Consider the following 26,033-nt stretch of genomic DNA (forward strand, 5'->3'; position numbering starts at 1 on the left):
GTGCCACCGTCGTCCGCTCCGGCGGTGAACCCGGTCTGTTCCCCGCCGATCCATCGGAATGCCGATACCGGGCATCGGTCCCTCCATTGGTCACGCGGGGGCGACGGGGTCTACGTTCGAGGTCATCGCCGCACCGACGATCTGGACGCGGAACGTCAGCGTCCGCCGAACGCCGGTGCGCGTGCCCCTCGTCCCCGGGCCGCCGGCCCGACCCTCATTGGAGCAAGACCTTGTCGAAGATCCTCTTCGTGATGACCGGTGCCGACCACTGGACGCTCGCGGACGGCACCGAGCACCCCACCGGCTTCTGGGCCGAGGAGGCCGTCGCCCCGTACGAGGCCTTCAAGGCCGCCGGCCACGAGATCGTCGTCGCCACCCCCGGCGGTGTCGTCCCCACCGTCGACCGTGGCAGCCTCGCCCCCGAGGTCAACGGCGGCCAGGAGGGTGCCGACAAGGTCGCCGCCGCTCTCGCCTCCTTCACCGAGCTCGACAAGCCGGTACGGCTGGAGGACGTGGACCACGGCGACTACGACGCCGTCCTCTACCCCGGCGGCCACGGCCCCATGGAGGACCTCGCCGTGGACGAGACCTCCGGCAGGCTGCTCATCGACGTCCTCGCCTCGGGCAAGCCGCTCGCGGTCGTCTGCCACGCCCCGGCCGCGCTCCTCGCCGCCACGCGCGCCGACGGTTCCAACGCCTTCGCCGGCTACAAGGTCGCCGCCTTCACCAACGCCGAGGAGACCCAGGCCGGCTTCGCCGACAAGGCCAAGTGGCTCCTGGAGACCCGGCTCGTCGACGCCGGTGTCGAGGTCCAGGCGGGCGAGCCGTGGGCCCCGAACGTGGTCGTCGACCGCAACCTCGTCACCGGCCAGAACCCGGCCTCCTCCGCCCCGCTCGCGGCCGAGGTCCTCAAGAAGCTGGCCTGACCCATGAGGGCCGACCGGCTCTGAGAGGTCCTCGACGCCACCTGCGACCGCCTCACCCGGTGCGGCGTACGGCGCGCCACGATGGACGACATCGCCCCCCATGGGCGTGTCCCGGTGAGCGTTCCACCCGGACGCCCGCGGCAAGGACGACGCCTCCCGCCTGCTCGCCGCCCGCCTGCCCGGCCAGGCACTGGCGCGGGCCCGGCGGGCGGCGACCGCGGACGCCCCGCAGGCCCCGTACGCCCCGTGCGCCCCGTACGCCGAGCGCGTGCGGGGCGTCCTGGCGGCCGGGCCGGTGCCCCCGCCGAGCCCGGCCGCAGGAGAATGGATACGCTTCCGGCGTGGCACATACGCACTCCGACGATGCTCCACCGGTGCCACCCCCCGGCACCGCTCCGGTGTCGGACCTGAACCTGCTGCGCACCTTCCTGGCCGTCTACCGCTCCGGGTCCTTCACCGCCGCCGCCGGGACGCTGGGGCTGTCGCAGTCCACGGTGACGGCCCAGATCCGTTCCCTGGAGCGCCAGACGGGCCGCGAACTGTTCGAGCGCCTGCCGCGCGGTGTCGCCCCGACCCACGTCGCCCACGACCTCGCGGCCCGCGTGGCCGCCCCGCTCGACGCGCTCGCCGCCGCGGGCGGCCACGGCGACCCGTCCGGCGCGCGGGCCCGGCCCGTCCACCTGGCGGGCCCCGCCGAACTCCTGTGCACGCGGGTCCTGCCCGTCCTGGCCCCGCTGGTCGCCGAAGGCGTGCGGCTGCGGATCACCCCGGGCCTGACCGCCCCGCTCCTGGAGGAACTGCGCGCCGGCCGTCACGACCTGGTCGTCTCCACCTACCGCCCGCGAGGGCGCACCCTCGCGGCCGTACCGCTGATGGACGAGGAGTTCGTCCTCGTGGCCGCCCCGGTCTGGGCCGACCGCGTCAAGGAACGCCTCGCCGTGCAGGGCCCGGCGGCGCTGCACACCGTCCCCCTGGTCACCTACGCGGAGGACGTGCCCATCGCCCGCCGCTACTGGCGGCACGTCTTCGGTGCGCGACTGTCCTGCCCCGCGGCCGTCACCGTCCCCGACCTGCGCGGCGTTCTCGCGGCGGTCACCGCGGGAGCGGGGTTCACGGTCCTGCCGCGCTATCTCTGCCAGGCCGAACTCGCCTCCGGCGCCCTCGTCGCCCTGCACGAACCCGAGGATCCGCCCATCAACACCGGCTTCCTCGTCCAGCGCCCGGGACGCCCGGACAACCCGGACGTCACCCGGGTCCGCGACCTCCTGATCGACGCGGCCCGCACCTGGTGAAGCGGCCCGCGTCCGCCGGGTGGCGTGACGCGGGCCGGCCGGCGGACCCGCTGTCGCCGCGGGCCAAGCCGGCCGTGACCGCGGGCAAGGCCGTCGCCGCGGCGCGCGCCGGAGAGTGCCATCGCCTCTGGGATCATGAGCGGATGTCCGGACAGCCGAACCCGCTGTCGGACTCGTGGCCGCTCGCCCCGTCCGCGCGGCCACCGACTTCGAGAACCTGTGCGTACGGACGGGCCGGCGTCGGTGACGCCGGGATCCTGTACGACCCCGAGATCCAGGGGGACGTGAGGACACACCGCACCGGGGACCGCTTCCGCACGCCACCTTGCGGCCCCGGACACGGAGGCGGATTCTGGTCTCCACTCGTCGGGAGGAGCGCGCTGTGGAAGCCGACTGGATCGCCGCGCTGGCGACTTCAGGTGCGACGGCACTGGTCGCGGCGGCGGCCACGGACACGTGGCAGTCCACACGTGAGGCCTTCGGCCGCGTCTTCCACCGGGCTGGCCGGGAGGACGTGGTGACGGGTGAACTCGACCGGGTCGCAGCACAGCTGGATGCAGCCGGCGACGGCCGGGAGGCGGCCCGTGCGGCGCTGACCGGCCAATGGGCCGCCCGCCTGCGGGAAGTGCTGGAGCGTCATCCCGAGGCGGCGGCCGATATCCAGGCCGCCATCGACCGGGCGAGGGGCTCCTCGGCGGCGACACCCCGCGATGCGGCGGTGGGTGAACTCTCCGTCCGGTCGGCCCGGGACGTCTACGTCTCGGGCCGGGACCAGACCATCACGCACCACCACGCACCCGGCACCGGCCGGCATGGCGAGTAGCCACGGCACCCACCCGAGCCCGGACGCACCCGGGGACGGACGGCCCGGACCGGCCCCGGTCAGCGCCGCGGGCGATGTGTACATCGCGCACCGCGACCAGATCATCACCCATGTCCGACAGGAGGATCCCGGCCTCGCCGGCCCGGTGTCCATCACCCCGCGCCGCACCGGATTCCCGGTACGTGGCCGCTCCGCCCTGCTGAAGTCCGTTCTGGACAGCGAGCCGGGGTCCGTTCACGTGGTGCACGCCGCCGGCGGGTACGGCAAGACGACCACCGCCCTCGACCTGGCCGCCCACGCGCGCACGCGCGGCCGCGACGTCTGGTGGATCTCCGCGGCCGACTATCCGGCACTCAGCGCCGGGATGAGGGCACTCGCCCTCAGGCTGGGCGCTTCTCCGGAACGGGTCAGGCTGGCCTGGTCCGGTCACGACGGCGACGCACCGGAGCTCGTCTGGGAACTCCTGGCGCTCCATCCGCGTCCCTGGTTCCTCGTGATCGACGGAGCCGACGACACGAGGATCCTGGCCCCGCCGGGCGGCTCCGTGGGTGACGGAAACGGCTGGCTCAGAACCCCCGGCCTCTCGGGAACGGTCCTCGTGACCAGCAGGAACGGAAACGCGGAAGTGTGGGGTGCATGGCAGCGGCACGCGCTGCGTGAACTGACGACGCGACAGGCGGCCCAGATCCTGCGGGATCGTGCCGGTCCGGGGGCCGGCTCCCTGCAGGACGCCGAGAGACTCGCCGACCGGCTGGGGCGCATGCCGCTGGTGCTGCACCAGGCGGGGCTGTATCTCGCCCGGGTGCGGACGTCCGCCCCCTGGCCCGGTTCCACCGCTCCCACCACCTTCGACGCCTACCGCGCCGCCCTGGACGAGCGGTTCGGTGAGCTGGTGGACGGTCCCGTCGGCACCGGCTCCGCCCAGCGCAGTGTGCGCGTCACCGTCACCTGGGAGATCAGTCTGGACCTCCTCGGTGAACAGGGGGTCCCGAACGCCCGCGCCCTCATGCGTCTGTTCTCGCACTGTGCCGACGTGGACATCCCCTACGTCCTGATGGCCGGTCCCGAGACGCTGGCACGGTCGCCTCTGTTCACGTTCGGGTCGACCAACGAGATCCAGAGAACCATCGACGGCCTCGCGGACTTCGGTCTCCTGCTGCGCAATTCCCCCGCCGGGGGATCACCGGTCTCGGCCTATTCGCTGGTGGTGCACCCGGTCATCGGCGAGACGATGCGTGCGTCGGTGGCCGCCGACGGCGAGCGCGGCGCCTACGTCGCGCTGGGGCTGCACGGCCTGGCCGCCGCCGTCCGGGGGCGCGATTCGAGGAACACCGGTGAGTGGAGCTTCCGGGGCAACCTCCTCTCGCACGCGATGCGTCTGAGCACGCTCGCGCAGACGCTCGACGACATCGAGGAGCCGGCGGCCGCATACCTGTTCGAGGGAGTCGCGGCGTGCATGGACCACGCCCTGTCCACCGGGAGTCTGGAGCAGGCCGTCCGGCTCAGGGAGGACGCCGAGCCGATGCTGGACCGGCTGCCGGCGGCTCATCCCAGCGTGCTCCAGTTCCGTTACCAGGCGGCCCGGCTGAAGGACAGGGGCGGTGATCCGGCCGCAGGCGAGGAGGCCTACCGGCGCGTCCTGGGCGACCAGTCCCGGGTGCTGGGCCCTGTGCACCCCGAGACGCTGCGCACGCGGCACGCCCTCGCCTGGCTGCTCGGGCAGAAGGGGAACCTGGCGGGCGCCGAGGCGGAGTACCGCGCGGTGCTGGCGGAACGTACACGCGTGCTGGGCGCGAGCCATCCGCAGACCCTCTGGACGAGACACGATCTCGCGCTGGTCCTCGTCCGGCGCGGAAGTCTGGCCGGTGCCGAGGCGGAGGCGGAGTACCGGGCGGTGCTGGCGGAACGGACCAGGGTGCTGGGCGCGAGCCATGTGCATACGCTGTGGACGCGTCACGATCTCGCCGCGGTCCTCGCGCGGCAGGGCGACCTGGCCGCCGCCGGGGCGGAGTACCGCGCACTGCTGGCGGAACGCACCCGCGCTCTCGGCGCCTCGCATCCCGACACACTGGCCGTGCGGCACGCCCTGCTGCGGATCCTCGTGCAACAGGGCGAGGTCACCGGAGCCGAGGCGGAGGCGGAGTACCAGGCTTTGCTGGAGGAGCGGACCAGAGTGCTCGGCGCGTATCATCCGCAGACGCTCGGGACGCGGCATGACCTCGCCTGGATCCTCGCCCGGCACGGGCAGGTGGCCGCCGCGCAGGCCGAGTACCGTGCCGCCCTCGAGGGGCGGACCCGGGTGCTGGGTGAAGAGCATCCCGACACACGGAAGACGCGCCGGCGGCTCAGTGCTCTGGAATCCGGCTGACGGCGCCGCGCGCGGACCGCGGCATTCAGTGAATCCCCGTCCCCGGTTCTCGTTGTGCGACGACGGAGAAACTCAGCGGCACCGGAGAGCTCTTCCGTCTCCACAGCCGACGCCCCGAGACCACCATGCCCGAATACGCCTGCCAGCTCAGCGAGTCGTACTCCTGGAATTCGACGAGACGGAACACGGAGAGGACGGACCGGAGGATGTCCGCCATGGTGTGGCGTGCCTCGATCACCGTCGTATGCCTGATGTCGGCCCCGCGTTCGGCATAGTCCTTCCGGTCGACCGAGATCTTCCGCTCACCGAAGTAGTCCTCGACCGGCACCATCAGGGAAGGGGGGAATCCGCGCCGGAAGGTGAGGGACGCCGGGTGCTGGTCGACGACGACGAGATGGCCACCGGGACGCAGTACCCGCCGCAGCTCGACCAGGACGGACGGCAGATCGAAGATCCAGACCAGAGAGCCCCAGTTGAGGAAAACGACGTCGAAGCAGGCCGATGCGACCGGGATGGCCGCCACATCACCCGCCATGAAATGGCAGTTCCGCACCCCGGCCCGGTCCGCTGTCCGGCCGGCGATGCGTACGGCCTTTTCCGAGTAGTCGAATCCGACCACCTCGGAGAAGGTCCGCGCGACGCTCACCGTGTCCGTTCCGATATGGCACATGGGATGCAGACACCGGCCGCCGAGACCGGCGAGGAGTTCGCTGTCGATCGCGGACAGGCTCGATTCCCCGGAGATCACCTCCCGCACCGCGTAGAAGGGGGAATCGAGATGCAGAGCGGCGGCCTCGTCCCAGCGGAGCAGGTTGGCGATGTCCTCGTCCGAACGCGGCATGGCCCCGGATTCCCCCCGCCCTCGACGGCATCCCGGCAAGGCTAGGCGCGGTGATCCATGACGGTCAACAGGGCGGCCGAGCGGCACGCGACCCAAGGGAAGGCCGGCAGGTGGCAGAGATATCCGGGTGGCGGGAAATCGGCGAAAGAGCTGCCGGAATCCCGAACCGTCGAACCAAATACGGGAGTTCCGCCTCGGTACGGCTGGAGGAGTTGGCGGCCCGGGCCTGGAGGGCTTACGAGATGTCCGCGCAGGATGAAGGAACCTGTCACGCGGAATTCCGGGAGGGCTTCCGGTCCGCCGCCGGTACCGGGGCGGGTGCCGGCTCGGCCCGCGATGCGTGGGCCCGGAACTCCGCGGTGCAGGTGATGGTCGAAAGTCTGCGCAGATGCCGCGACATCGTCGCGCTGTCCGCCGCCCTCGCAGGGTGCAGCGAGGCCCTCCTGCTCGCCGGCTCCATGTCCTACGGCAGGTTCTTCTCCGTACGCCAGCAACGGCCGGGCCTGCGCCCGTCCGACGTGGATGTCGTGGTCGTCGTGCGCGACCGTGACGAACTGCCCTCGGCCGTCTCCCGGTTGGCCTCCGTCGACTTCCTGGAGGTTGTCGGCTACCCGTCCACCGCCGAACTGGAGCGGGCTGTCGGGGCGGCCGGGGAGGGCCGTGCGGTCGATCTCATGGTGGTGACCTCGCGCAAGCCGCAGGGCGACCGCATGTGCGCGGACTGGGGGAGTCCGGGCCGGTACGACGTCAGTGCGCACATCTGTTCCGTCGCGGACCTCCGGCGCCTCGTCCTGCCGTTCGGTGCCGGTGCGGAGGATGTCGCCATGACCGTCAGGGCCTTACCGGTCACGGCGCGGGGGGCGGGAAAGCTGCGTGACGAGAGATGGACCTCGCTCTCCGGTTCCAGTGTCTCACGCGAGGTCCGCCGGATCCGGACAGGAGAACTGCACGCCGATCTCAGGACTCCTTTCCGCAGCGGGTCCGACGGAATGTATCTGGGGCGCTTCGTGCGCTCGCTCCTTCCTCGTCTGGAGGTTCTGCATTCCTCGCCCGCGGTGATCGCGGTACTGCGTGAATGCGCCGACCAGCTGAACGCGATGCTCGGCGTCGTCGGCGGGCGCGGTCCCCTCTCGCCGCACGAGAGCCTGCACCCGCACCGCCGGGACTTCTCGCCGTACGTCAGGAACGTGTGCCGAGGGGCACCGGGCTTCTCGGTGACCGCCTCCGAGGTCGTGACGCGCCGTATGCCGCGGCAGGCGAGCGGCCGCGAGGTCCCGTGCGGCCCTCCGCCCGTGCCACGGTCCGGCGTCCTCGACGGAACCGAGTCCGGCGGAGGTTGACTCGCGGGGCCGTGCACGGGCACCCGGCCGGCTCCCCCGGCCGGCGTCCGTCGGAGTGGGGCGTGGCCGGCGCCGAAGGCCGGCGCGAGGGGCCGGCGCTCAGGAACGGCGTGGCGTCCGATGTCCGAGAGTCGCGAGGGGGCCGCTGCTCAGGGGCGTGACGGTGGCAGTCTGTGGCGTTTTCTCCGGGATCGTCCGCGTCCCGAGGCTCTGGCCGCCGCGACGACCAGTGCGGCGCCGGCGAGGTTCGAGGCGGCCGAGCACACGGCGAGGACCGGGCCGAGCGGATGCCGGGCTCCGGCGAGTTCGCCGGCCCCGTGCAGCGCCGCTCCCAGTCCGATCGCGACGGCGCCCCAGCCGGCGAGGGTGTTCGCGCGCCGGCCGCGCCCGCGTCGCAGGATCCACACGCCAGCCGTGAGGAACACGAGCGCGTCGAGGGCCCGGAAAGCCGCCACGGCCATGCTCCACCCCCCTGATCCGGACACGTGATCCTGACTTCACCCCTCGGGCGCGGTCAAGCGGAGAGGCTGGGGGAAGGGGCGTGCGAGCCGGGAGATGGGCGAGGGGCGGCCGTACGAGATCGGGCCGGAGTCGGGTGCGACGGTTCACCGGCTCCGCAACGGCGATACGGTGTACGGCAGTCGACCGCCAGTTCTGCGGTCGTGTTCCCACGAGGGGGTTCCATGAAACACCGCCGCCCACGTCCCAGTGGCAGATCGATCGCGAAGGCGGTCGGGACGGCGAGCGCGGTCGCTGTCGCTCTGGGGGCGGGGATGACGCCGGCGATGGCCGCCGACTCCACGCCCGGCAAGGCAACGCCCACCAAGACGTCGCCCGACGTCAACACGCCCTGGGCTCCCGAGAACGACGAGGCGCCCAGCCTGCACCGGGCCCACCCCTCGGCCGTTCCGCCCAGCAGCAGCCTGCGCGCGGCGTCTCCGCTCAAGCTCACCATGCCGGCGCCGTCCGGGCCGCACAGCGTGGGCATGGTCGGACTGCACCTGGTCGACAAGTCCCGTAAGGACCCTTATGTCTCCGGCAGCAAGTCCCGGGAGCTGATGGTCTCGGTCTGGTATCCGACGGCCGCTCCGTCGGGCCACTACCAGGCGCCGTGGATGCCGTCGCTCTCGGGCAACCACTTCCTCGCCACGCGCGGTCTGAACCCGCAGCAGGTGACGCTGCCCACCACCGCGGGCCATGTCCTCGCCCCGGTGGACACCAAGCTCGGCAAGCTGCCCGTCCTGCTGTACTCGACCGGTCTGCACTCCGACCGCGCGATGGGCACCGCCCTCGCTCAGGACATGGCCAGCCGTGGCTACCTCGTGGTCACCGTCGACCACACCCACGACGCCAACGAGGTGCAGTTCCCGGGCAACCGGGTCGAGGTCAACACGATGCCCGCGGGCTCGCACTCCTCGGACACCCTCAAGGTGCGCGCCGCCGACATGAAGTACGTCGTCGACCAGCTCGGCGTGCTCAGCAAGGGCGGCAACCCGGACGTGGGTCACGCCACGCTCCCCACCGGTCTGACGAAGTCCGTGGACATGGCCCGGATCGGCATGTTCGGCTGGTCGCTGGGCGGCGCCGCGGTCGACACCGCCATGCAGCTCGACCACCGCATCGCCGCCGGCGCCAACCTGGACGGACAGTTCTTCGGCACCGCGCCGAGCAAGGACCTGGACCGCCCCTTCATGCTCTTCAGCTCGGGCACCCACAACCGCAACAACGACGGTTCGTGGCGCACGCTGTGGTCGCACCTCAAGGGATACAAGGTCGACATCCAGCTGCACGGCGCCGCGCACCTGTCGTTCAGCGACAACGAGTGGATGGTGCCGCAGGTGGCCGGCCTGATGGGGCTCTCCAGGTCCCAGGTCCAGCAGCAGTACGGCACGATCGACCCGAACCGCGCGGTCCAGATCCAGCGCACCTACCTCGCGGCCTTCTTCGACCAGACGCTGAGCAAGAAGCACAGCACCCTGCTCGACGGGCCGAACAAGCAGTACTCGGAGATCTCCTTCGTCCGCTGACCGGCCGCTCGAAGGGCGGGCCCGCACAACGGAGTCCGCCCTTCGATGTGACCGGAAAAAGCACCCCATCCGGACAGCCCCGGTACGAAAGTGTGATGGACATGTGATCGCGTGCGATTAAAGTGTTCGTTCGCCCCATCGAACGTTTTTGCGCTAGGCGCTCACTGAGAGAGGAACCGCTGCCCTGCCCACCGAGTCCCGGGCGCCGCGCCGACACCGTATTCGCCGCCGCGCCGACATGCCGCTGCTCGGCGGTGTGCGTCCGCCGATAGCCCTGCTTCTGCTTCTGCTCCTCCTGGTCGCCGTCCTGACCGTCACCGGCCTCGGTGGCGTGCACGCCGAGCGCGTGCCCACGGCCGTGCTGACCTCGGAGCAGCACATCGCGTCGGACACCGCGCTGTCGGTGCGTACGACCATCGACGCCGAAGCCGGCGCGGTACGCCGCACGGCCGACGCCTACCCCGCCACGAGCACCTCGACACCCGCGAGCGTCCTCAAAGCGCTCACCGCCACGAGCAAGGCCGACCTCGGTGGCACGCTCGTCGACGCCCGCAGCGGCAAGCTGCTGGCCTCCGGCGGCGGCCCGGTGCCGCTGGCCGAGGTGGAGGCCGCGAGGACGACGACCCCGCACGGCCCCCTCGCGCCCCGGCTGGTGACCGCCAACGGCACCCGGCAGCTGCTGTACTTCGCCAGGGTCACGCTGCCCCCGCAGAAGCCGGACGCCGACCAGGACCAGAACCAGGTGCCGCGCCCGACCGTGCGGCAGTGGCTGCTGGCCGTCTCCGAGGCGCTCCCCACCCTGACGACGTACGGCGACGGCCGCACCGCGGCCGTGCTCGACGCGGCAGGCAAGGCGCTCGTCACCACCTCCCGCGGCACCGCGCCGCCGGCCGCGGCCGAAGGCGGACTGCTCGCCAAGGCGGCCCGCGCGGTGGGCGACGCGGGGCAGGACACCGACGCCTCCGGAAGCCTGCTGGGCACCGTCACGGGCACCCGGAGCACCGTCGCCGGATGGTCCCAGGTGGCCTCCCGGACGGGCTCGGGCGACACCGACGAGCTCGGCCTCGCGGTCCTCACCTCCCGCTCGGTTCCCGCCACGGCCGCCTCCGTCGACTACTCCAGCTTCGCGCTGGAGGCGGCCGCGGCGCTGGTCGTGATCGCGCTGCTGCTCGGACTCGCCCTGCACCTCCTCGTGCAGCGCCCGCTGCTGCGGCTCTACCTGTCCGCGGGCCGCCTGGCCCGGGGCGCGACCGAAGGCGGTGCCGCCGAGGCGGAGCTGTCCCGGCCCGTCCCCGTGCACGGCTTCGGCGAACTCGCCCGGATCGGACGCGTACTGGAGTCGCTGCGCCTGCAACTGCTCGGCGAGACCGGTCCGCAGGAGTTCCCGGCCCGCCGCGGACCGGGCCACCGGGCGCTGGCCGCGCTGGGCGTGCTGCTGGTCGCCGCCTGGGCCGTACCGATGATCTTCATGCTGAACCGCGCGGACACCGCGACCGCCGTCCCCGCCCCGGTCGTCGCCGACCAGCAGGCGCGCACCGAGATCGCGGCGAACCGCGTCCGCCAGTCGCTCGACCAGTCGTACGCCGACCTGAGCGACGCGGCCCTGAGCCTGCCCGGCAAGAGCCGCGACGCCCAGAGCGAGGTCCTGCGGCACACGCTCGCCCAGCACAAGCAGTACCGCTCGCTGTACCTCCTGGACCGTTCCGGCGGCATCACGCTCAGGGTCGGCGGCACACCGCTGCGCACCCTCGTCCACGTGCCCGGCGGAGGCGGGGTCACCACCGTCAACACCTCGGGCCGTATCCCCGCCATCGCCACCTACACCCAGGTCCGCGCGGCCAAGGGGCAGAAGCCCGCGGCGGGCGTGGTCCTGTTCGGCGAGATCGACGTGACCACGCTCAACTCCACCCTCGCCCGGCCCGACCTGGGCAGCGTGTGGGTGACGGACGCCGACTCCAAGGTGCTGGCGGCGAGCGTCGGCTACCGCGCCTTCCAGGCGCTGCCCGAGGCCGGTCTGACCCGTCTCGCCCGCGGCGCCCAGGCAGCCCCGGGCACCGCGGGCACCGCGACCTCCACGGTGCTCTCCTCGTCCTCCGGCCCCTCGGTCGACGCGGCCGCACCGCTCGCGCAGAGCGGCCCGACGGCCCACCTCGGCTGGCGCGTGGTGACCGCGGAGCCCGCGGCCGCCCTGCGGCTGCCCGCGGTGCAGGCCCAGCAGCGCACCATGCTGTCCGGCATCCTCGCCCTCGCGTTCGGCGCGGCCTGCCTCGGCTGGCTGCACGTCGTGGTGATCCGTCCGCTGCGCTCGGTCGCCGTGCTCGGCGAACAGCTCGCGGGCGGAGACCGCCGTACCGTCCTGCACCCGGTCAACCACGACGAGGTCGGCTCGGTCACCCGAGGCCTGGAGCTCATGCGCCAGGCCCTCACGGACCGGAACCGGGCCGGCGCGGCGGGCCACACCGCCGAGGCCTCCCGGGCCCGGCACGAGAACACCCTCCAGCGGTAGAAGGACGGATCAGGCGTGCTCTTCCTCTATGTCGTAGTCCTGCTGTCCTGTGCCGTGCTCTGGGCCGCCGGAATCCTGGAACAGCGACGGCACTTCGCGTCGCTGGACCAGATACCCACGCGGGTGCTGGTGAACGGCATCCGCGGCAAGAGCTCGATCACCCGGCTGTGCGCGGGCGCGCTGCGCGGCGGTGGTCTCGTGACGGTCTCCAAGACCACCGGCACCGCCGCCCGGTTCATCCACCCGGATGCCACCGAGGAGCCGGTGTACCGCAAGTTCGGGCTGTCCAACATCGTCGAGCAGATCGGCATCGTGCGGCGGGCCGCGGCCTACCGGCCGGACGCGCTGGTGATCGAGTGCATGGCCGTGATGCCCGCGCTCCAGGAGATCAACCAGGAGAAGCTGATCCGCTCCACCATCGGCGTGCTCTGCAACGTCCGTGAGGACCATCTCGAGGAGATGGGCCCGACGCTGGACGACGTGGCCCGCTCGCTCTCGCGCTCGATGCCGGTCGGCGGCATCTGCGTGACGGCGGAGAAGGACCGGCTGCACATCCTCCAGCAGGAGGCCGACAAGCGGAACTGCCGGCTGATCTCGGTCGACCCGGAGTCCGTGAGCGACGCCGAACTGCGCGGCTTCAGCTGGTTCACCTTCAAGGAGAACGTGGCGATCGCGCTCGCCGTCGCCGAACTCGTCGGTGTGGAGCGCCAGACCGCGCTCCAGGGCATGTGGGACGCCCCGCCGGACCCGGGCGTGCTGTCGGTGGAACGTTACGTCACCCCCGAGGGCAAGCGGCTGCGCTTCGCCAACGTCTTCGCGGCCAACGACCCCGAGTCGACGCTGATGAACGTCAAGCAGCTCGAGGACCTGGGCGCGATCCGGCGCCCGCTCAACGTGATCATCAACTGCCGTCCGGACCGCGTCGAGCGCAACGGCCAGATGGGTGCGATCGTCCCCGACCTCGCCCCCGAGACGGTCTTCTTGATCGGCCACCCCACCAAGAGCGCCCGCGACGCCATCCCCGCCGGCTTCACCGGACAGGTGGTGGACCTCGGCGGCGACCGCCGCGACCCCGAGGAGCTGACCGCCGACATCCTCGCGGAACTCGGCCCCAGCTCCTCCCTGGTGGCGATCGGCAACATCCACGGTCAGGGCGAACTGTTCCTGGAATGCCTCGCCGAACTGCCCGTGGACGATTCCGAGGACGAGCTCGTCTCCGTTCCCGCCGGCGGCGGCCTGGACCAGGAGACCATGCAGTTCGCCCTGCCCCGGCACATCGCGGTCTCCCCGCCGCCCGCACCCGAGCCGTACAGCTGGGTGGCGCCGCTGGAGACCCCGGCTCACGGCTTCCACATCCCCGGGCAGCGCGAGCTCGCCCGCCGGGCAGCCGCCCGCAACGACCGGTCCGGTGACGGGCGCCCCGAAGCAGACGCGTACCCCTCCTACGATCCCCACCAGTCCCCGAGGAACCGTTAGTGATTCCCGCTCATCTCACCGCTCAGACCGCCGCGCTCGGGATCGCCCTCGGGCTGGTCTTCTCGCTCGTCTGCTACCTGACCACCAACCTCTCGCCCGGGGGAATGATCACCCCGGGCTGGATCGCCCTCACGCTCGTCACCGACGTGCAGATGGCGGCGCTGATGGTCGGTGTCGCGGCGCTCACCTACTTCCTGACGAAGCTGCTGCAGCGCACCGTGATCCTCTACGGCAAGCGGCTGTTCGCCGCCGTCGTGCTGTGCGCGGTCCTCACCCAGACCACGGTGATGCTCGCCCTGAACCACGAGTTCCCGCTGCTCTACACCTCGCAGACGCTCGGCTTCATCGTCCCCGGCCTGGTCTCCTACCAGATGGTCAGGCAGCCGCTGGGGGCCACGCTCATCTCGACCACGGCGGTGACGCTGGCCACGTACGTGGTGCTGGTCGTCGGACTCCTGCTCGGCGCCCTGCCCGTGGCCTGACCCCCCGCCCACCGCCCCTCACCCCGCATCCCCAAGGAGAACCGGCCATGCATTCCGAACCCGCAGGCAGGAGCAAGAGTCCGAACCGCCGTGCCGTACTCGGCGCGGTCGCCGGAGTGGCCGTCGCCGGGGCGGTCGGCGGCTATTTCTGGGAACACCGCGGCAGCGGCGGAGACAGCGGCTCCGGCGGCTCCGGCGGCGGCACGGGCACCGGCGGCGGGCCCCGGACCTTCGAGCGGCTGGCCGACCCCGCCCGCACCGTCGTCCGCGACGCCGACGGCGGCACGCTCGCCACCTTCACCGACGGCGCCCGGACCGTCGTGGTCGCCGGCTCCACCCGCACCTTCAGCGAACCGCGCACCACCGACGCCAAGGTGACCACCGACGCCTGGGTGCGGGTGCTGCCGCACGAGTGGCAGCAGGGCATGGAGAAGGCCGGCTGGTTCAAGGCCTGGTTCGACAAGGCGCTCGACGACTCCGAGCCGGACGTCTTCGCGATCGCCTTCCAGTACAGCAGCGCCGGCGCGCCCGACAAGCACAACAGCCGCGGCGTGCGCTACGCGGGCACCGCCCACTTCGGACCCCGCAACCAGGAGGTCGCCAACCCCCTGGACTTCGCCTACCACGACGAGCAGTCCGACTTCTACGACTACCTCGGCACCCCCTGGACCTTCTCGGACGGCACCAGCGCGCAGCCCGAGCAGGCCCGCTACGGCGACGTCGACTGCTCCGGGTTCCAGCGCCTGGTGTGGGGCTACCGCATGGGCCTGCCGCTGCACAACACCAACGCCAAGGGCGCCGGCATGCCGCGCCGCGCCTTCGCCATCGCCGCCGACGGCCCCGGCCGCCTGGTGATTCCGCACACCAACAAGCAGCCCACCGAACTGGGCGTCCTGCAGCCCGGCGACCTGGTCTTCTTCGCCATCATCAAGGACCGGCCGAACTTCATCGACCACTGCGGCATGTACCTGGGCCTCGACGACCAGGGCCGGCACCGCTTCTACTCCAGCCGCTCCGCCGCCAACGGTCCGACCATGGGCGACATGTCGGGCCGCTCGCTCCTGGACGGCACCGACTTCTACGCCCGCGGGTTCAGGGCCGCCCGCCGCCTGTGACCACGCCGCCGCACCCGCCCGCTGATCCGAGGACCACTGCCATGGCCACCCCCGAATCCCCGTTCACCAGCACGCTCCAGATCCGACGGGTGGAGCAGCCGCCGCCCGCCCGGCCGGAGACCGCGCCGCGCTGGGAGCGGCCGGCACTCGCCGGCGTACTGGCCGTCGCCGCGGTGCTGTACTCCTGGGGCATCGGGCACGCCGCCCTCCACCCCTTCTACGGCGCGGCGATACGGTCGATGGCCGGCGGCTGGCGCGCCTTCCTCTACGGCGGACTCGACGCCGGCGGCTCCATCACCCTCGACAAGCTCCCCGGCGCCTTCTGGCCCGAGGCCGTCTCCGTCTGGCTGTTCGGCCCGCACACCTGGGCGGCCGCGCTCCCGCAGGTCGTCGAGGGCGTGCTCACGGTCTGGCTGCTGCACCGGATCGTCCGGGCCTGGGCCGGGCCGTTCGCCGCGATCATCGCGGCGCTGGCGCTCACCCTCACCCCGGTCACCGTGGCCCTCAACCGCGCCACCATCCCGGACACCGCGCTCACCCTGCTGCTGGTCGCGGCCGCCGGCGCCCTCCAGAAGGCGGTGCGCACCGAGCGGCTCCTGCCGCTGATCACCTGCGGCGTCTGGGTCGGCCTCGCCTTCCAGGCCAAGATGCTCCAGGCGTGGCTGGTGCTGCCCGTCTTCGCCCTGGTGTACCAGTTCACCGCGCCCGGCGCGCCGCTGAAGAGGGCGCTGCGCGCGCTGCTGGCCGGCGTGGTCGCCGTGGCCGTCTCCTGCTCCTGGACGCTGCTCGCCTGGCTGACGCCGGCCGCCGACCGCCCGTACTTCGACGGCACGTCCAACAACAATCCGTTCACCCTGGTCTTCGGCTACAACGGCCTGAGCCGCTTCAGCAGCGACGCCACCGCGCTCGGCGCCGTCGCGGGCACCGACGCCAGCCGCACCAGCGGCAACACCGGCTGGCTGATGCTGGTCAACGAGACGGTCGGCCCCCAGGTCTCCTGGCTCCTGCCGCTCGCCGTGGCCGCCGCGGTGCTGGGCGTCCTCTGGAGCTCCGGCAAGCCGCGCACCGACCCGCTGCGCACCGGTTTCCTGCTCTGGGGCGGCTGGCTGGCCGTCCACACCGTGGTGTTCAGTCTCTCCAACGGCAACCACGCCTACTACACCGCGGTCATCGCCCCGGCGATCGCCGCCCTCGCCGGCGGCGGCGTCCAGCTGCTGCGCAACGCGTACGCGGAGGGCGGCCGCCGGCGCGCGGCACTGCCGGCCGCCATCATGCTGACGGCGCTCTGGGCGCTGGCGCTCGACTGGCACACCCGCTTCGTCTCCTGGCTGCTGCCGATCGCCGTGATGCTCGCCCTGTGCGGCGCGGTGGGCCTGTGGGTCCTCGGCTCCCGCACCTCCCCGCGCCTCGTCCGCAGCGCCTTCGCCGCGGGGATCGCGGCCATGCTGGTCGTCCCGGCCGGCTGGTCCTTCGCGAGCCTCGACCCCATGTATGCGGGCATCTCCACCTCGCCGATGGCCGGTCCGGTCGGCAACGCGTACGCCGAGGCGGTCCAGAACCACGGCCCGCTGTCCCGGGTGGGCCTCGGAGAGCCGAGCACCCGTGACACCGCGCTGCTGCGGTACCTCACCACGCACCGCCACGGCGAGAAGTACCTGCTCGCCACCCAGGCCGCCTACGCCGCCGAGCCCCTGCTGCGCGCGGCGTCCGAGCCCATGCTCGTCATGGGCGGCTTCACCGGCATCACGCCCTACCCGACGGCCCGGCAGACCGGCTCCCTCGTCGCCGGCCACCAGCTGCGCTACGTCCTGCTCACCAGCAAGCGCCCCACCACCGCCTCCACCACCTGGGTCAAGTCCCACTGCACCCGCCTCAGGCCCGCCGCCTACGGCAGCCACACCGGCGGCAGCCTGTCGCTGTACGACTGCTACAAGCCGAAGACGGCGAAGAAGGCGAAGGCGAAGAAGAAGTAGGAGGGCGCCCGCGCACGAGGGGCACGCGAGGGTGAGAACCGCGTGCCCCTCGTGCGCGGGCCTCGTCTTCCGGCGGGTCTGAAGGGTCACCGCCGTGGGTGGACCCGGCCGAGAAGGCGCCGCCGGTCATCGGCGGAGCCGCGGGTCTTACGGAGCCGTGACGTGCGGGCGCGGTCGTGGGGGCGCGTGCCGCCCCGGGCATAGCGTGGAGGCATGCGTGTACTGGTCACCGGCGGTGCCGGGTTCATCGGGTCCCATGTCGTCGAGGCCCTCGCGGCGCGCGGACACGAGCCCGTGGTGTTCGACGTCCGCGCGGACGCCGGCGCCGACGTGCGCGACGGGGCGGCCGTCGCGCGGGCGCTGACGGGCGTGGACGCCGTCTGCCACCAGGCCGCCATGGTCGGGCTCGGCGTGGGGTTCGCGGACGCGGCCGAGTACGTCTCGCGCAACGACCTCGGCACCGCAGTCCTGCTCGCGGCCATGGCCGACGCGGGCGTACGGCACCTCGTGCTGGCCGGGTCGATGGTCGTCTACGGCGAGGGCCGCTACGCGTGCCCGCGCCACGGCGTCGTACGGCCCGGCCCCCGTGCCGTCGCCGATCTGGAGGCCGGGCGGTTCGAGCCGCGCTGCCCCGTGTGCGGCGCCGAACTGCGGCCCGGGCTGGTCGCCGAGGACGCGCCCGCCGATCCGCGGAACGTGTACGCCACGACGAAACTGGCCCAGGAGCACCTGGCGGCGGCCTGGGCCAGGTCGACCGGCGGATCGGCGGTCTCCCTGAGGTACCACAACGTGTACGGCCCCCGGATGCCGCGCGACACCCCCTACGCCGGGGTGGCCTCCTTCTTCCGGTCCTCGCTCGCCCGGGGCGAAGCGCCGCGTGTCTTCGAGGACGGGCGCCAGCGCCGGGACTTCGTCCATGTGCGGGACGTGGCGGCGGCGAACGCCACGGCCCTGGAGGCCGAGGCCGCCACCGGGGCGCTCACCGTCTACAACACCGGCAGCGGCGAGCCGCACACGGTGGGGGAGATGGCCCGCGCGCTCGCCGACGCCCACGGCGGCCCCGCGCCCGTCGTCACCGGGGAGTACCGGCTGGGGGACGTACGGCATGTGACGGCCGACTCCGCCAGGCTGCGGGCCGGCCTCGGCTGGAAGCCGGAGGTCGGATTCGCCGACGGGATGCGGGAGTTCGCGGCGGCCGAGTGAGCCCTCGCCCCGCCCGCGTACGCCCCGTACGCGTGCGCCCCTCCGCCCTGTGGTCGCACGCGCCGGGCGCCGAGGGCCCTGCCCCAAAGGCAGACGACGCTGCTTCGCGGACACGGCCTACAGCGCCGCCGGCAGCGTGACCTCGAAGCGGCAGCCGCCGGGGATGTTGTGCACGGCGGCACGGCCCTGGTGCGCCTCGACGATCCCTCGCACGATGGCGAGGCCCAGGCCCGCACCGGCCGGGGGCGTGCGGGCGTGGGTCCCGCGCCACCCGGTGTCGAACACGCGCGGCAGGTCCTCCTCCGGGATGCCGCCGCAGCCGTCGGTCACCGACAGCGTCACGCCCTCAGCCGCCCGTTCGGCGGTGACGGCGACCGTGCCGTCCGCCGGTGTCCGGCGGATGGCGTTGACGAGCAGGTTCCCGAGGACGCGGCTCATCTCCTTGCCGTCCACCTCGACCGGCACCGGCTCCACCAGGCCGCCCACCAGCCGTACGCCGTGCTCGCGGGCGAGCGGATCGGCGCCCGCGAGAGCGTCGCCCACCAGGTCGTACAGCGAGATCCGGGACAGGGACAGCGGGAGCGTGCCGGCGTGGATGCGGGACAGTTCGAAGAGGTCGCCGACCATGGCGTTGAGCCGGTCGACCTCCGTGCGGATCTGCCGGTGGTAGCGGCCGGGGTCGGCGGCGACGCCGTCCTCCAGGGCCTCCGACATGGCCCGCAGTCCGGCGAGCGGGGTGCGCAGGTCGTGGGAGATCCAGGCGACGAGATCGCGCCGGGAGGCCTCCAACGCCCTTTCGCGCTCGCGTGATTCGCTGAGCCTGGCGCTGGTGGCGGCCAGCTCGCGGCCCAGCGACTCCAGTTCGGCGGTCGCGGGCGCGCCGGGCGCCGCGAAGGCGCCCTCCTCGCCGAACGAGCGGGCCGCCATGGCCAGTTCACGGCTGCGCGCCACGACCCAGCGCCCCATCAGCAGCGCCGTCGCCAGCGAGACCACGGCCGCCATGGCGACCACGGTCGTCACCACGGACAGGTCGTGGGAGGACAGGAACATCGCCCAGGCCACCGCGAGTGTGCCCGCGAGCACACCGACCACGCCGACCGCGGTGACCACGGTGAGGGAGGCGGTCAGCGAACGGCGCCGGACCAGGCGGAGCACGCCCGCTCCGGCGAGGCCGGTGCCGGCGGCGCCCGCGAAGGCGTACAGGGCGATCAGCAGGGTGTCCCGCACGGTCACTCGGCCTCCGGTTCGAAGCGGTAGCCCACGCCCCACACGGTCCGGATCAGCCGGGGGCGGCCCGGGTCGTCCTCCACCTTGCCGCGCAGCCGCCGGACATGGACCGTCACCGTGGACAGATCGCCGAAGTCCCAGCCCCACACCTCGCGCATCAGGTCCTCCCGGCTGTACGCCCGCCCAGGGTTCCGCAGGAAGAAGGCGAGGAGGTCGAACTCGCGCAGGGTGAGGGCGAGTTCGGTGCCGTTCCTGGTGGCGCGGCGGGCCGCGGGATCGACGGCCAGACCGGCGGCGGCACGCCGGGGAGCCGGGTCCGCCGCACCCGCGTGGGTGCGGCGCAGCACCGACGTCACCCGCAGCACCAGTTCACGGGGGCTGAAGGGCTTGGTCACGTAGTCGTCGGCGCCGACCTCCAGGCCGAGGATGCGGTCGTCCTCGTCGCCCCGCGCGGTGAGGATCACGACCGGAACGGGAGCACGTTCGCGCAGCCGCCGGCAGACCTCCAGGCCGTCCATGCCGGGCAGCATCAGATCGAGGACCACCAGGTCCGGCCAGTGGGCGTGCGCCCGGGCGAGGGCGGCGGGGCCGTCGTCGGCCCGTTCGACGGTGAACCCCGCGCGGGCGAGGTATCCGGCGACGACCTCCGCGACGGTCGGGTCGTCCTCGACCACCAGGATCCGGGCGGCGCCGGGGGCGGGCGGCGGCACCGCCGCGGCGGTCCGGTCGATGGCATCCGCCCCTGCGGGCGCGTACGGCTGCTGCATGCCTCCAGCCTCGCACCGGCTCGCCGCGGACGCGGCACCCGTGTCCCCGTCCGGCACCGACGTCCGCGTTTCGTAAGGAGCGTAAGTCCTTTATGTCCGCTTCGCGTTCGTAGGGTGAAAACCGTGACCACCTCATCACCCTCATCAACGACCGGCGTCGACGTCGTGCTCCCCTGCCTCGACGAGGCCGAAGCCCTGCCCTGGGTCCTGGAACGGATCCCGGCCGGCTGGACCGCCCTGGTCGTCGACAACGGCTCCACCGACGGCTCGGCGGAGATCGCCCGCTCGCTCGGCGCCACCGTCGTCCACGAACCACGCCGCGGATTCGGCGCCGCCTGCCACGCCGGCCTGACCGCCGCCACCGCCGACATCGTCTGCTTCTGCGACTGCGACGCCTCCCTCGACCCGGCGCTCCTCCTCCCCTTCGTCCAGGAGGTCCGCGCCGGAGAGGCCGAACTGGTGCTCGGCCGACGGCGGGCGCACGGCCGCGGCGCCTGGCCCGCCCACGCCCGGGCCGGCAACCTCGCGCTCTCCTGGCTGCTGCGCCGCCGCACCGGACTGCGCCTGCACGACCTCGGCCCGCTGCGCGCGGCCCGCCGCGAGGCGCTCCTCGCGCTCGGCCTCGACGACCGGCGCAGCGGCTACCCGCTCCAGATGGTGATGCGCGCCGCCGACGCCGGCTGGCGCGTCACCGAGCACGACGTGCCGTACCTGCCCCGCACCGGCGCCTCCAAGGTGACCGGCACCTGGCGCGGCACCTGGCAGGCGGTCCGCGACATGAGCCGCGTCCTGGCCGAGCCCCGCGCCGCGGCCCCGGAACCGGGGAGGGCCGTACGGTGACCACGCTGCTCGTCATCGCCAAGGAACCGCTGCCCGGACGGGTCAAGACCCGGCTCACCCCGCCGTACACCCCCGCCGACGCCGCGGCGCTCGCCGAGGCGGCCCTCACCGACACCCTGCACGCCGTGGCCGCCGCCCCCGCCACCCGGCGCGTCCTGGTCCTCGACGGCCGCCCCGGCCCCTGGCTGCCCCCGGGATTCGACGTCGTACCGCAGTGCGCGGGCGGCCTCGACGAACGGCTCGCGGACGCCTTCGCCCACTGCGACGGACCGGCCCTGCTCGTCGGCATGGACACCCCCCAGGTGACCCCGGCCCTGCTCACCGCCGACTTCGCCGACTGCGACGCCTACTTCGGGCCGGCCGACGACGGCGGATTCTGGGCCCTCGGCCTGGCCCGCCCCGACCCCGCCCTGCTGCGCGGAGTGCCCATGTCCACCCCCCTCACCGGAGCCGTCCAGCGGCGCAGGCTCGCCGACGCGGGTCTCCGGGTGCGCGAACTCCCGCCGCTGCGCGACGTGGACACCGCCGCCGACGCGGCCCTGGTCGCCGCGCTCGCCCCGCACAGCCGCTTCGCCGCCCTGGTCACCCGTCTCGCGGCCGGTGACGGAGAGGACCGATGAGCGCCACGGCGGCCGTCGCCTGGGCCGGCGCCGACCCCTACGCCGCCGCACTGCGCGCCGGACGCGGCCCCCTCTTCCTGCGCCGCGCCGACGGCTGGCTGCTGCCGCTGGAGGTCGAGCGGTGGTGCGCGCGGGCCGACCGGGTCGACCGGGAGGTCCTGGACCGCTGCGAGGGCACGGTCCTCGACATCGGCTGCGGTCCGGGGCGGCTCGTCGCCGAACTCGCCGCCCGCGGCCGTACCGTTCTCGGCATCGACGTCAGCCAGGCCGCCGTCGACCGGACGGTACGGCTCGGTGGCCACGCCCTGCGCCGCTCCGTCTTCGAGCCGCTGCCCGGCGAGGGACGGTGGGGCACCGTCCTGCTGATGGACGGCAACATCGGCATCGGCGGCGACCCCGGCGCGCTCCTCGCCCGCGTGCACCGGCTCCTGGCCCCCGGCGGCCTGCTGATCGCCGAGACCGACCCGGTGGACGTCGACGAACTGGCCGAGGTGCAGGTCGTCGACGCCGTGCCCGGCCCCGTCGCCGAGGGGCGGGCCGGCGACGGCTCCTTCCCGTGGGCGCGGGTCGGCGCCCCTGCCCTGCTGCGCTACGCGCGAGGCTGGCAGCACACCGGTCAATGGACCTCCGGGGGCCGCCGCTTCGTCGCCCTCCGCGGCCCGGGCCGTGCACGGCGGCGCAGCCGCACCACCAGCAGCAGCGCCGAGCCGGCGAACAGGACCGCCGTGATCAGCAGCCAGCGGGCGAGGAACCCGTCCGTCGACAGCCCGGTCGCCGACCGGTAGCGCTCCTGGACCGTCCCGCCGATCAGCGGGAACCACACCAGCAGAAGCAGCGCGGAAAGGGCGGCCGGGACGCGGACGTACATCGTCCGCTCCCGGTGCCCCACGGCCCCCAGCGTGCCCGACACCGCCCGGTCGGCCAGCGTGTACAGCGGCAGCAGCACTAGGTCGTGCAGCAGCGCCGCGCCCACCACCCACAGCGCCACGCCCAGCCAGTCACCGGCGAGCAGCCGCACCCCGGCGTACGCGGCGAGCGCGAACGAGGCGCACAGCAACAGGATCTGCAGGGGGCTCCCGATCGGGATCCGCCGTCGCATCACAGGTCTCCGAAGGTCATACGGGCCACCCACTTGGTGTTGAGCACACCGGGCGCGGCGGGCACGATCACCCGCGCCGGACGGCCGTGGTCGGCGGACAGGTCCTCCCCGTTGACGAACAGGGCGAGCAGGGAGCGCGGATCGGCCACCTGATCGGCGCGCAGAGCGGCACGCCGGAAGGCGCCGTGCCGCTGGAGGGACTCCACCAGCACGTCCGGCGGGTCGCCGTCGAAGCCCACCAGCGCGGCCAGGTCGCGCAGCCGTACCCCGCGCCACCACTGGTCGGCCGTCGACCAGCCCTCCACACAGGCGATGGGCAGCGCCGAACTGTGCAGCGGCAGGCGCAGCAGATCGGCACGGCTGAGGCGCACCGACCTGCCGCCCCGGCCCGTGACGACGAGCCGCCACGCCTCCTCCGAGGTCTCCGCCGCGTCGATCCCGGCGTAGGCGGCCGTCTTGTTGATCTGGAAGCCGTCCGGTCCGCTCCCGGGATCCGCCCACCCGTGCGGCGCGAGCAGGGCCGTGCGCCGCAGCGCGCCCCCGATGCTCTGCCCCGCGGTCGTCACCAGCAGCAGGAGCGAGGCGCCCCCGACGAACCGCAGCGCCCCGCGCCGGGACACGGTCGGCGGGACCGGATCGGGCGCGGCCAGGTCGTCCGCCAGCTCCGTCCGCTCCGTTCCGCGCCGCTCCCGTACGGCCCGCAGGGCGGCCGGTGTCTTCAGCGCCGCGTGCGCGACGAACGCGGCGAAGAACACCCACGCGCCGTAGAAGTGCAGCGGGTAGAAGGAGCCGGGGAAGACGTAGGCGAGCTGCACGTTCAGGACGCCGGTCGTGAACTCGAACAGCCCGCCGCCGACCAGCAGCAGCAGCGAGAGACGCTCCAGGGCGTGCGCGAGCGAGCGGGCCGGGGGCAGCGTGAACAGCTTCGGCACCACGGACCACAGCTTGGCGAGCAGCACCGGGATCAGGGTGACGCCGAGGGTGACGTGCAGGCCCTGGGTGAGCCGGTACAGCCAGTACGGGTTCGTCGGCCAGGCGAAGAGGTAGAAGCCGAGGATCCCCTTGTCCGGGGTGGTGTCGTTCACCGGCGACAGATCCGGGTTGTACGCGGCGTACGACAGCAGTCCCGTCACGAAGAGCACCGTGATGCCGGCGAGCAGCACGAGTCCCAGGACCGAGGTGAACCGGATGCCGCGCACCGGACTGCGCCAGAAACCGGGGGAGGAGGGCAGCCGGGCGGCCAGGGGAGCGCGCGCCGGGTCCGGATGCTCCGGAACGGGCGGCGGGGCGTCGTCTCGCATGAGTCCGACCGTAGGCCGGGAGAACCCGGTGAACGGGTGCGCGACCCATGACGAAACGCTGACGTCCACCCGCCGGACGCCCACTTCGGCCGGTCTCCGGCCTAACGTGCCGGTGTGACCCGTGATCCCTCCCGTGACCGCAGCGCCGGCCGGCGCGACCGAGGCGCCGGCCGGCGTGACCGGCGCGCCGGACAGCCGGCCTCGGCCTCCCGCCCGCTCGCCGGCCTGCGTGGCGGACAGGCCTCGGCCCCCGGCCCGGTCGACGGCCTGCGTGGCGGGCTGCGCGCCGACGTGTGCGCCGCGCTCGCCGCAGCCGCGCTCGTCCTCGTCGCCGTGCTGGTCGGCCGGCACATCCAGGACACCCGCCGCACCCTGTTCGTGAACTGGCCGCCCCTGTTCGCCGACTGGGACCCGCACCTGGGACCGGGCACACCGGCCGCCGTTCTCGTGGCGGTCGCCGTGATCGCCTACGGGCCCACCGCCGCCCGGCGGCTGCCCTGGCGGGGCCTGCTCGCCGCGGCCTGGGGCACCGCCCTGGCCTGGACCTGGTCGCTGGCCCTGGTCGACGGCTGGCGGCGGGGCGTCGCCGGCCGCCTCACCGCGCACAACGAGTACCTCACGGTCATCGGCCGCTTCCACGACATCCCCGCGGCGCTGCGCGACTTCACCCAGCACATCGTGAGCGGCACCCCCGCGCCCTGGCCCGCCCACATCGCCGGGCACCCTCCGGCGGCCACCCTGACCTTCGTCCTGCTGGACCGCGCCGGCCTGCACGGCGGCGGCTGGGCGGCCGCCTGGTGCATCACCGTCGGCTCCTCCGCCTGTGCCGCCGTCCTGGTGGCGGTGCGCGCCCTGGCCGACGAGCGGCTCGCCCGCCGGGCCGCCCCGTTCCTGGCCATGGCACCGGCCGCGGTGTGGGTGGGCGCCTCGGCGGACGGGTACTTCGCGGCGGCCGCCGCCTGGTCCGTGGCGCTGCTGGCCCTCGCGCTGACCGGGCGGTCCCCGGCCTGGGCGGCGGGCGCCGGACTCCTCTACGGCCTGACCTGCTACCTGTCGTACGGCCTCACCCTGTTCGCCCTCGTCGGCGCCGCCGTCCTGGTGCTGGGACGGCGGAGGCTGCGCGAACGCCCGCACGTGCTCGTCCTGCTCCTGGCCGGCACGGCGGTCGTCCCGGTCGTGTTCACGCTCGCCGGATTCGACTGGTGGGAGGGCTACCGGCTGCTGGTCACCCGCTACTACCAGGGCGTCGGCGGCACCCGTCCCTACGACTACTGGGTGTGGGCCAATCTCGCCTGCACCGTGGTGATCACCGGCCTGGCGACGGCGCCGGGACTGCGCCGGGCGGCCGTCACCCTCGTCCGGGGGCGTGCCGATCGCACCGCCGCGTGGCGGCTCGCGTTCCTCGTGGGGACCGCCCTGCTCGCTCTGCTGATCGCCGACCTGTCCGGGATGAGCAAGGCGGAGACCGAACGCATCTGGCTGCCCTTCGCCGTGTGGCTGCTCCCGGCCTGCGCCCTGCTGCCCCGCCCCCGCGCGTGGCTGACCGCGCAGGCGCTGCTGGCCCTGCTGGTGAACCATCTGCTCCTCACGGGGTGGTGACCGGACACGCCCGCGCCGGGCCGGGGCTCCGGGAAACCGGGAAATCCGGGTTCCGGCGGCGCCACCGACGAGTTCCACCTCGCCTGTGCGTCTGCACACCAGGAACGACTTCTCGCGAGCCCGGGAGCGGCCCGGGGGAGGGCTGCGGGGCCGGCCGGCCCGAGGGTTGAGGCTTAGGGTGCGCCGGAACGCGGAGAAGCGAACCGTC

At 73.4% G+C, this 26,033-nt stretch carries 21 protein-coding genes; 16 read left to right on the plus strand and 5 right to left on the minus strand.

Going from position 1 to position 26,033, the window contains the following annotated elements; all coding sequences use genetic code 11:
* Positions 1-230 precede the first annotated feature (230 nt).
* The 4 genes from ACIPRD_RS07695 to ACIPRD_RS07710 all read left to right on the plus strand — a co-directional run bounded on the left by ACIPRD_RS07695 (position 231) and on the right by ACIPRD_RS07710 (position 5,409).
* Entirely contained in the window at positions 231-926 is a 696-nt protein-coding gene (locus tag ACIPRD_RS07695; RefSeq protein WP_356408462.1) for a type 1 glutamine amidotransferase domain-containing protein, read from the plus strand.
* Between the two features lie 374 nt (positions 927-1,300).
* A complete protein-coding gene (locus tag ACIPRD_RS07700; protein ID WP_356408459.1) occupies positions 1,301-2,218 on the plus strand; it encodes a LysR family transcriptional regulator in 918 nt (305 codons plus the stop codon).
* 382 nt (positions 2,219-2,600) lie between these two features.
* Entirely contained in the window at positions 2,601-3,041 is a 441-nt protein-coding gene (locus tag ACIPRD_RS07705; RefSeq protein ID WP_401560931.1) for a hypothetical protein, read from the plus strand.
* Complete coding sequence (locus ACIPRD_RS07710) at positions 3,031-5,409, plus strand: tetratricopeptide repeat protein (RefSeq protein ID WP_401560934.1); 2,379 nt, start codon at positions 3,031-3,033, stop codon at positions 5,407-5,409. Before ACIPRD_RS07705 ends, ACIPRD_RS07710 begins: the two co-directional genes overlap by 11 nt.
* A 25-nt stretch (positions 5,410-5,434) precedes the next feature.
* On the opposite strand, the gene ACIPRD_RS07715 is transcribed toward ACIPRD_RS07710, so the two are convergent.
* On the minus strand, positions 5,435-6,250 hold the full coding sequence (locus ACIPRD_RS07715; protein WP_401560936.1) for a class I SAM-dependent methyltransferase: 816 nt from the start codon (positions 6,248-6,250) through the stop codon (positions 5,435-5,437).
* Positions 6,251-6,618: 368 nt separating this feature from the next.
* On the opposite strand from ACIPRD_RS07715, the gene ACIPRD_RS07720 reads away from it, so the two are divergent.
* Complete coding sequence (locus ACIPRD_RS07720) at positions 6,619-7,590, plus strand: hypothetical protein (RefSeq protein ID WP_401560939.1); 972 nt, start codon at positions 6,619-6,621, stop codon at positions 7,588-7,590.
* A gap of 149 nt (positions 7,591-7,739) precedes the next feature.
* Here ACIPRD_RS07720 and ACIPRD_RS07725 read toward each other — a convergent pair whose 3' ends face one another.
* Positions 7,740-8,051 (minus strand): hypothetical protein, encoded by a 312-nt coding sequence (locus tag ACIPRD_RS07725; RefSeq protein WP_401560941.1) that lies wholly within the window; start codon positions 8,049-8,051, stop codon positions 7,740-7,742.
* Positions 8,052-8,375: 324 nt separating this feature from the next.
* Between ACIPRD_RS07725 and ACIPRD_RS07730 the strand changes: the two genes are divergently transcribed.
* The 7 genes from ACIPRD_RS07730 to ACIPRD_RS07760 all read left to right on the plus strand — a co-directional run bounded on the left by ACIPRD_RS07730 (position 8,376) and on the right by ACIPRD_RS07760 (position 18,372).
* On the plus strand, positions 8,376-9,617 hold the full coding sequence (locus tag ACIPRD_RS07730) for a hydrolase (RefSeq protein ID WP_356408453.1): 1,242 nt from the start codon (positions 8,376-8,378) through the stop codon (positions 9,615-9,617).
* Positions 9,618-9,855: 238 nt separating this feature from the next.
* The gene (locus tag ACIPRD_RS07735) at positions 9,856-12,123 is read left to right on the plus strand and encodes a HAMP domain-containing protein (protein ID WP_401560943.1); all 2,268 of its coding nucleotides are present in this window, start codon (positions 9,856-9,858) and stop codon (positions 12,121-12,123) included.
* A 15-nt stretch (positions 12,124-12,138) separates the two neighbouring features.
* On the plus strand, positions 12,139-13,599 hold the full coding sequence (gene pgsB / locus ACIPRD_RS07740; protein WP_401560946.1) for a poly-gamma-glutamate synthase PgsB: 1,461 nt from the start codon (positions 12,139-12,141) through the stop codon (positions 13,597-13,599).
* Positions 13,599-14,081: a poly-gamma-glutamate biosynthesis protein PgsC/CapC gene (locus tag ACIPRD_RS07745; protein WP_356408444.1), complete on the plus strand. Its 483-nt coding sequence runs from the start codon at positions 13,599-13,601 to the stop codon at positions 14,079-14,081. Before pgsB ends, ACIPRD_RS07745 begins: the two co-directional genes overlap by 1 nt.
* Before the next feature lie 47 nt (positions 14,082-14,128).
* Positions 14,129-15,196: an NlpC/P60 family protein gene (locus ACIPRD_RS07750; RefSeq protein ID WP_356408441.1), complete on the plus strand. Its 1,068-nt coding sequence runs from the start codon at positions 14,129-14,131 to the stop codon at positions 15,194-15,196.
* Positions 15,197-15,237: 41 nt separating this feature from the next.
* A complete protein-coding gene (locus tag ACIPRD_RS07755) occupies positions 15,238-17,169 on the plus strand; it encodes a glycosyltransferase family 39 protein (protein WP_401560950.1) in 1,932 nt (643 codons plus the stop codon).
* Between the two features lie 213 nt (positions 17,170-17,382).
* Positions 17,383-18,372: an NAD-dependent epimerase/dehydratase family protein gene (locus tag ACIPRD_RS07760; protein WP_401560953.1), complete on the plus strand. Its 990-nt coding sequence runs from the start codon at positions 17,383-17,385 to the stop codon at positions 18,370-18,372.
* A gap of 117 nt (positions 18,373-18,489) precedes the next feature.
* Here the strand turns inward: ACIPRD_RS07760 and ACIPRD_RS07765 are convergent, their stop codons facing one another.
* Positions 18,490-19,599 carry a HAMP domain-containing sensor histidine kinase gene (locus ACIPRD_RS07765; RefSeq protein ID WP_356408613.1) on the minus strand — a complete coding sequence of 370 codons (1,110 nt, stop codon included), beginning with the start codon at positions 19,597-19,599 and terminating at the stop codon, positions 18,490-18,492.
* Between the two features lie 2 nt (positions 19,600-19,601).
* Complete coding sequence (locus tag ACIPRD_RS07770) at positions 19,602-20,366, minus strand: response regulator transcription factor (RefSeq protein WP_401560956.1); 765 nt, start codon at positions 20,364-20,366, stop codon at positions 19,602-19,604.
* 114 nt (positions 20,367-20,480) lie between these two features.
* Here ACIPRD_RS07770 and ACIPRD_RS07775 point away from each other — a divergent pair, with 114 nt between their 5' ends.
* Genes ACIPRD_RS07775 through ACIPRD_RS07785 form a run of 3 tightly spaced genes read left to right on the plus strand, consistent with a single transcriptional unit; the run spans position 20,481 to position 22,611 of the window.
* Positions 20,481-21,206 (plus strand): glycosyltransferase family 2 protein, encoded by a 726-nt coding sequence (locus ACIPRD_RS07775; RefSeq protein WP_401560959.1) that lies wholly within the window; start codon positions 20,481-20,483, stop codon positions 21,204-21,206.
* Complete coding sequence (locus tag ACIPRD_RS07780) at positions 21,203-21,826, plus strand: DUF2064 domain-containing protein (RefSeq protein WP_401560962.1); 624 nt, start codon at positions 21,203-21,205, stop codon at positions 21,824-21,826. Before ACIPRD_RS07775 ends, ACIPRD_RS07780 begins: the two co-directional genes overlap by 4 nt.
* Positions 21,823-22,611 carry a class I SAM-dependent methyltransferase gene (locus ACIPRD_RS07785; RefSeq protein ID WP_401560964.1) on the plus strand — a complete coding sequence of 263 codons (789 nt, stop codon included), beginning with the start codon at positions 21,823-21,825 and terminating at the stop codon, positions 22,609-22,611. The genes ACIPRD_RS07780 and ACIPRD_RS07785 overlap by 4 nt, the downstream gene beginning before the upstream one ends.
* A 313-nt stretch (positions 22,612-22,924) precedes the next feature.
* On the opposite strand, the gene ACIPRD_RS07790 is transcribed toward ACIPRD_RS07785, so the two are convergent.
* Positions 22,925-24,226, minus strand: a complete 1,302-nt coding sequence (locus ACIPRD_RS07790) for a molybdopterin-dependent oxidoreductase (RefSeq protein ID WP_401560967.1) — start codon at positions 24,224-24,226, stop codon at positions 22,925-22,927.
* 267 nt (positions 24,227-24,493) lie between these two features.
* Here ACIPRD_RS07790 and ACIPRD_RS07795 point away from each other — a divergent pair, with 267 nt between their 5' ends.
* The gene (locus ACIPRD_RS07795) at positions 24,494-25,825 is read left to right on the plus strand and encodes a hypothetical protein (protein ID WP_401561879.1); all 1,332 of its coding nucleotides are present in this window, start codon (positions 24,494-24,496) and stop codon (positions 25,823-25,825) included.
* Positions 25,826-26,033: the final 208 nt, after the last annotated feature.

The sequence above is a fragment of the Streptomyces sp. NPDC090108 genome, assembly GCF_044747185.1.
Classification (GTDB): Bacteria; Actinomycetota; Actinomycetes; order Streptomycetales; family Streptomycetaceae; genus Streptomyces.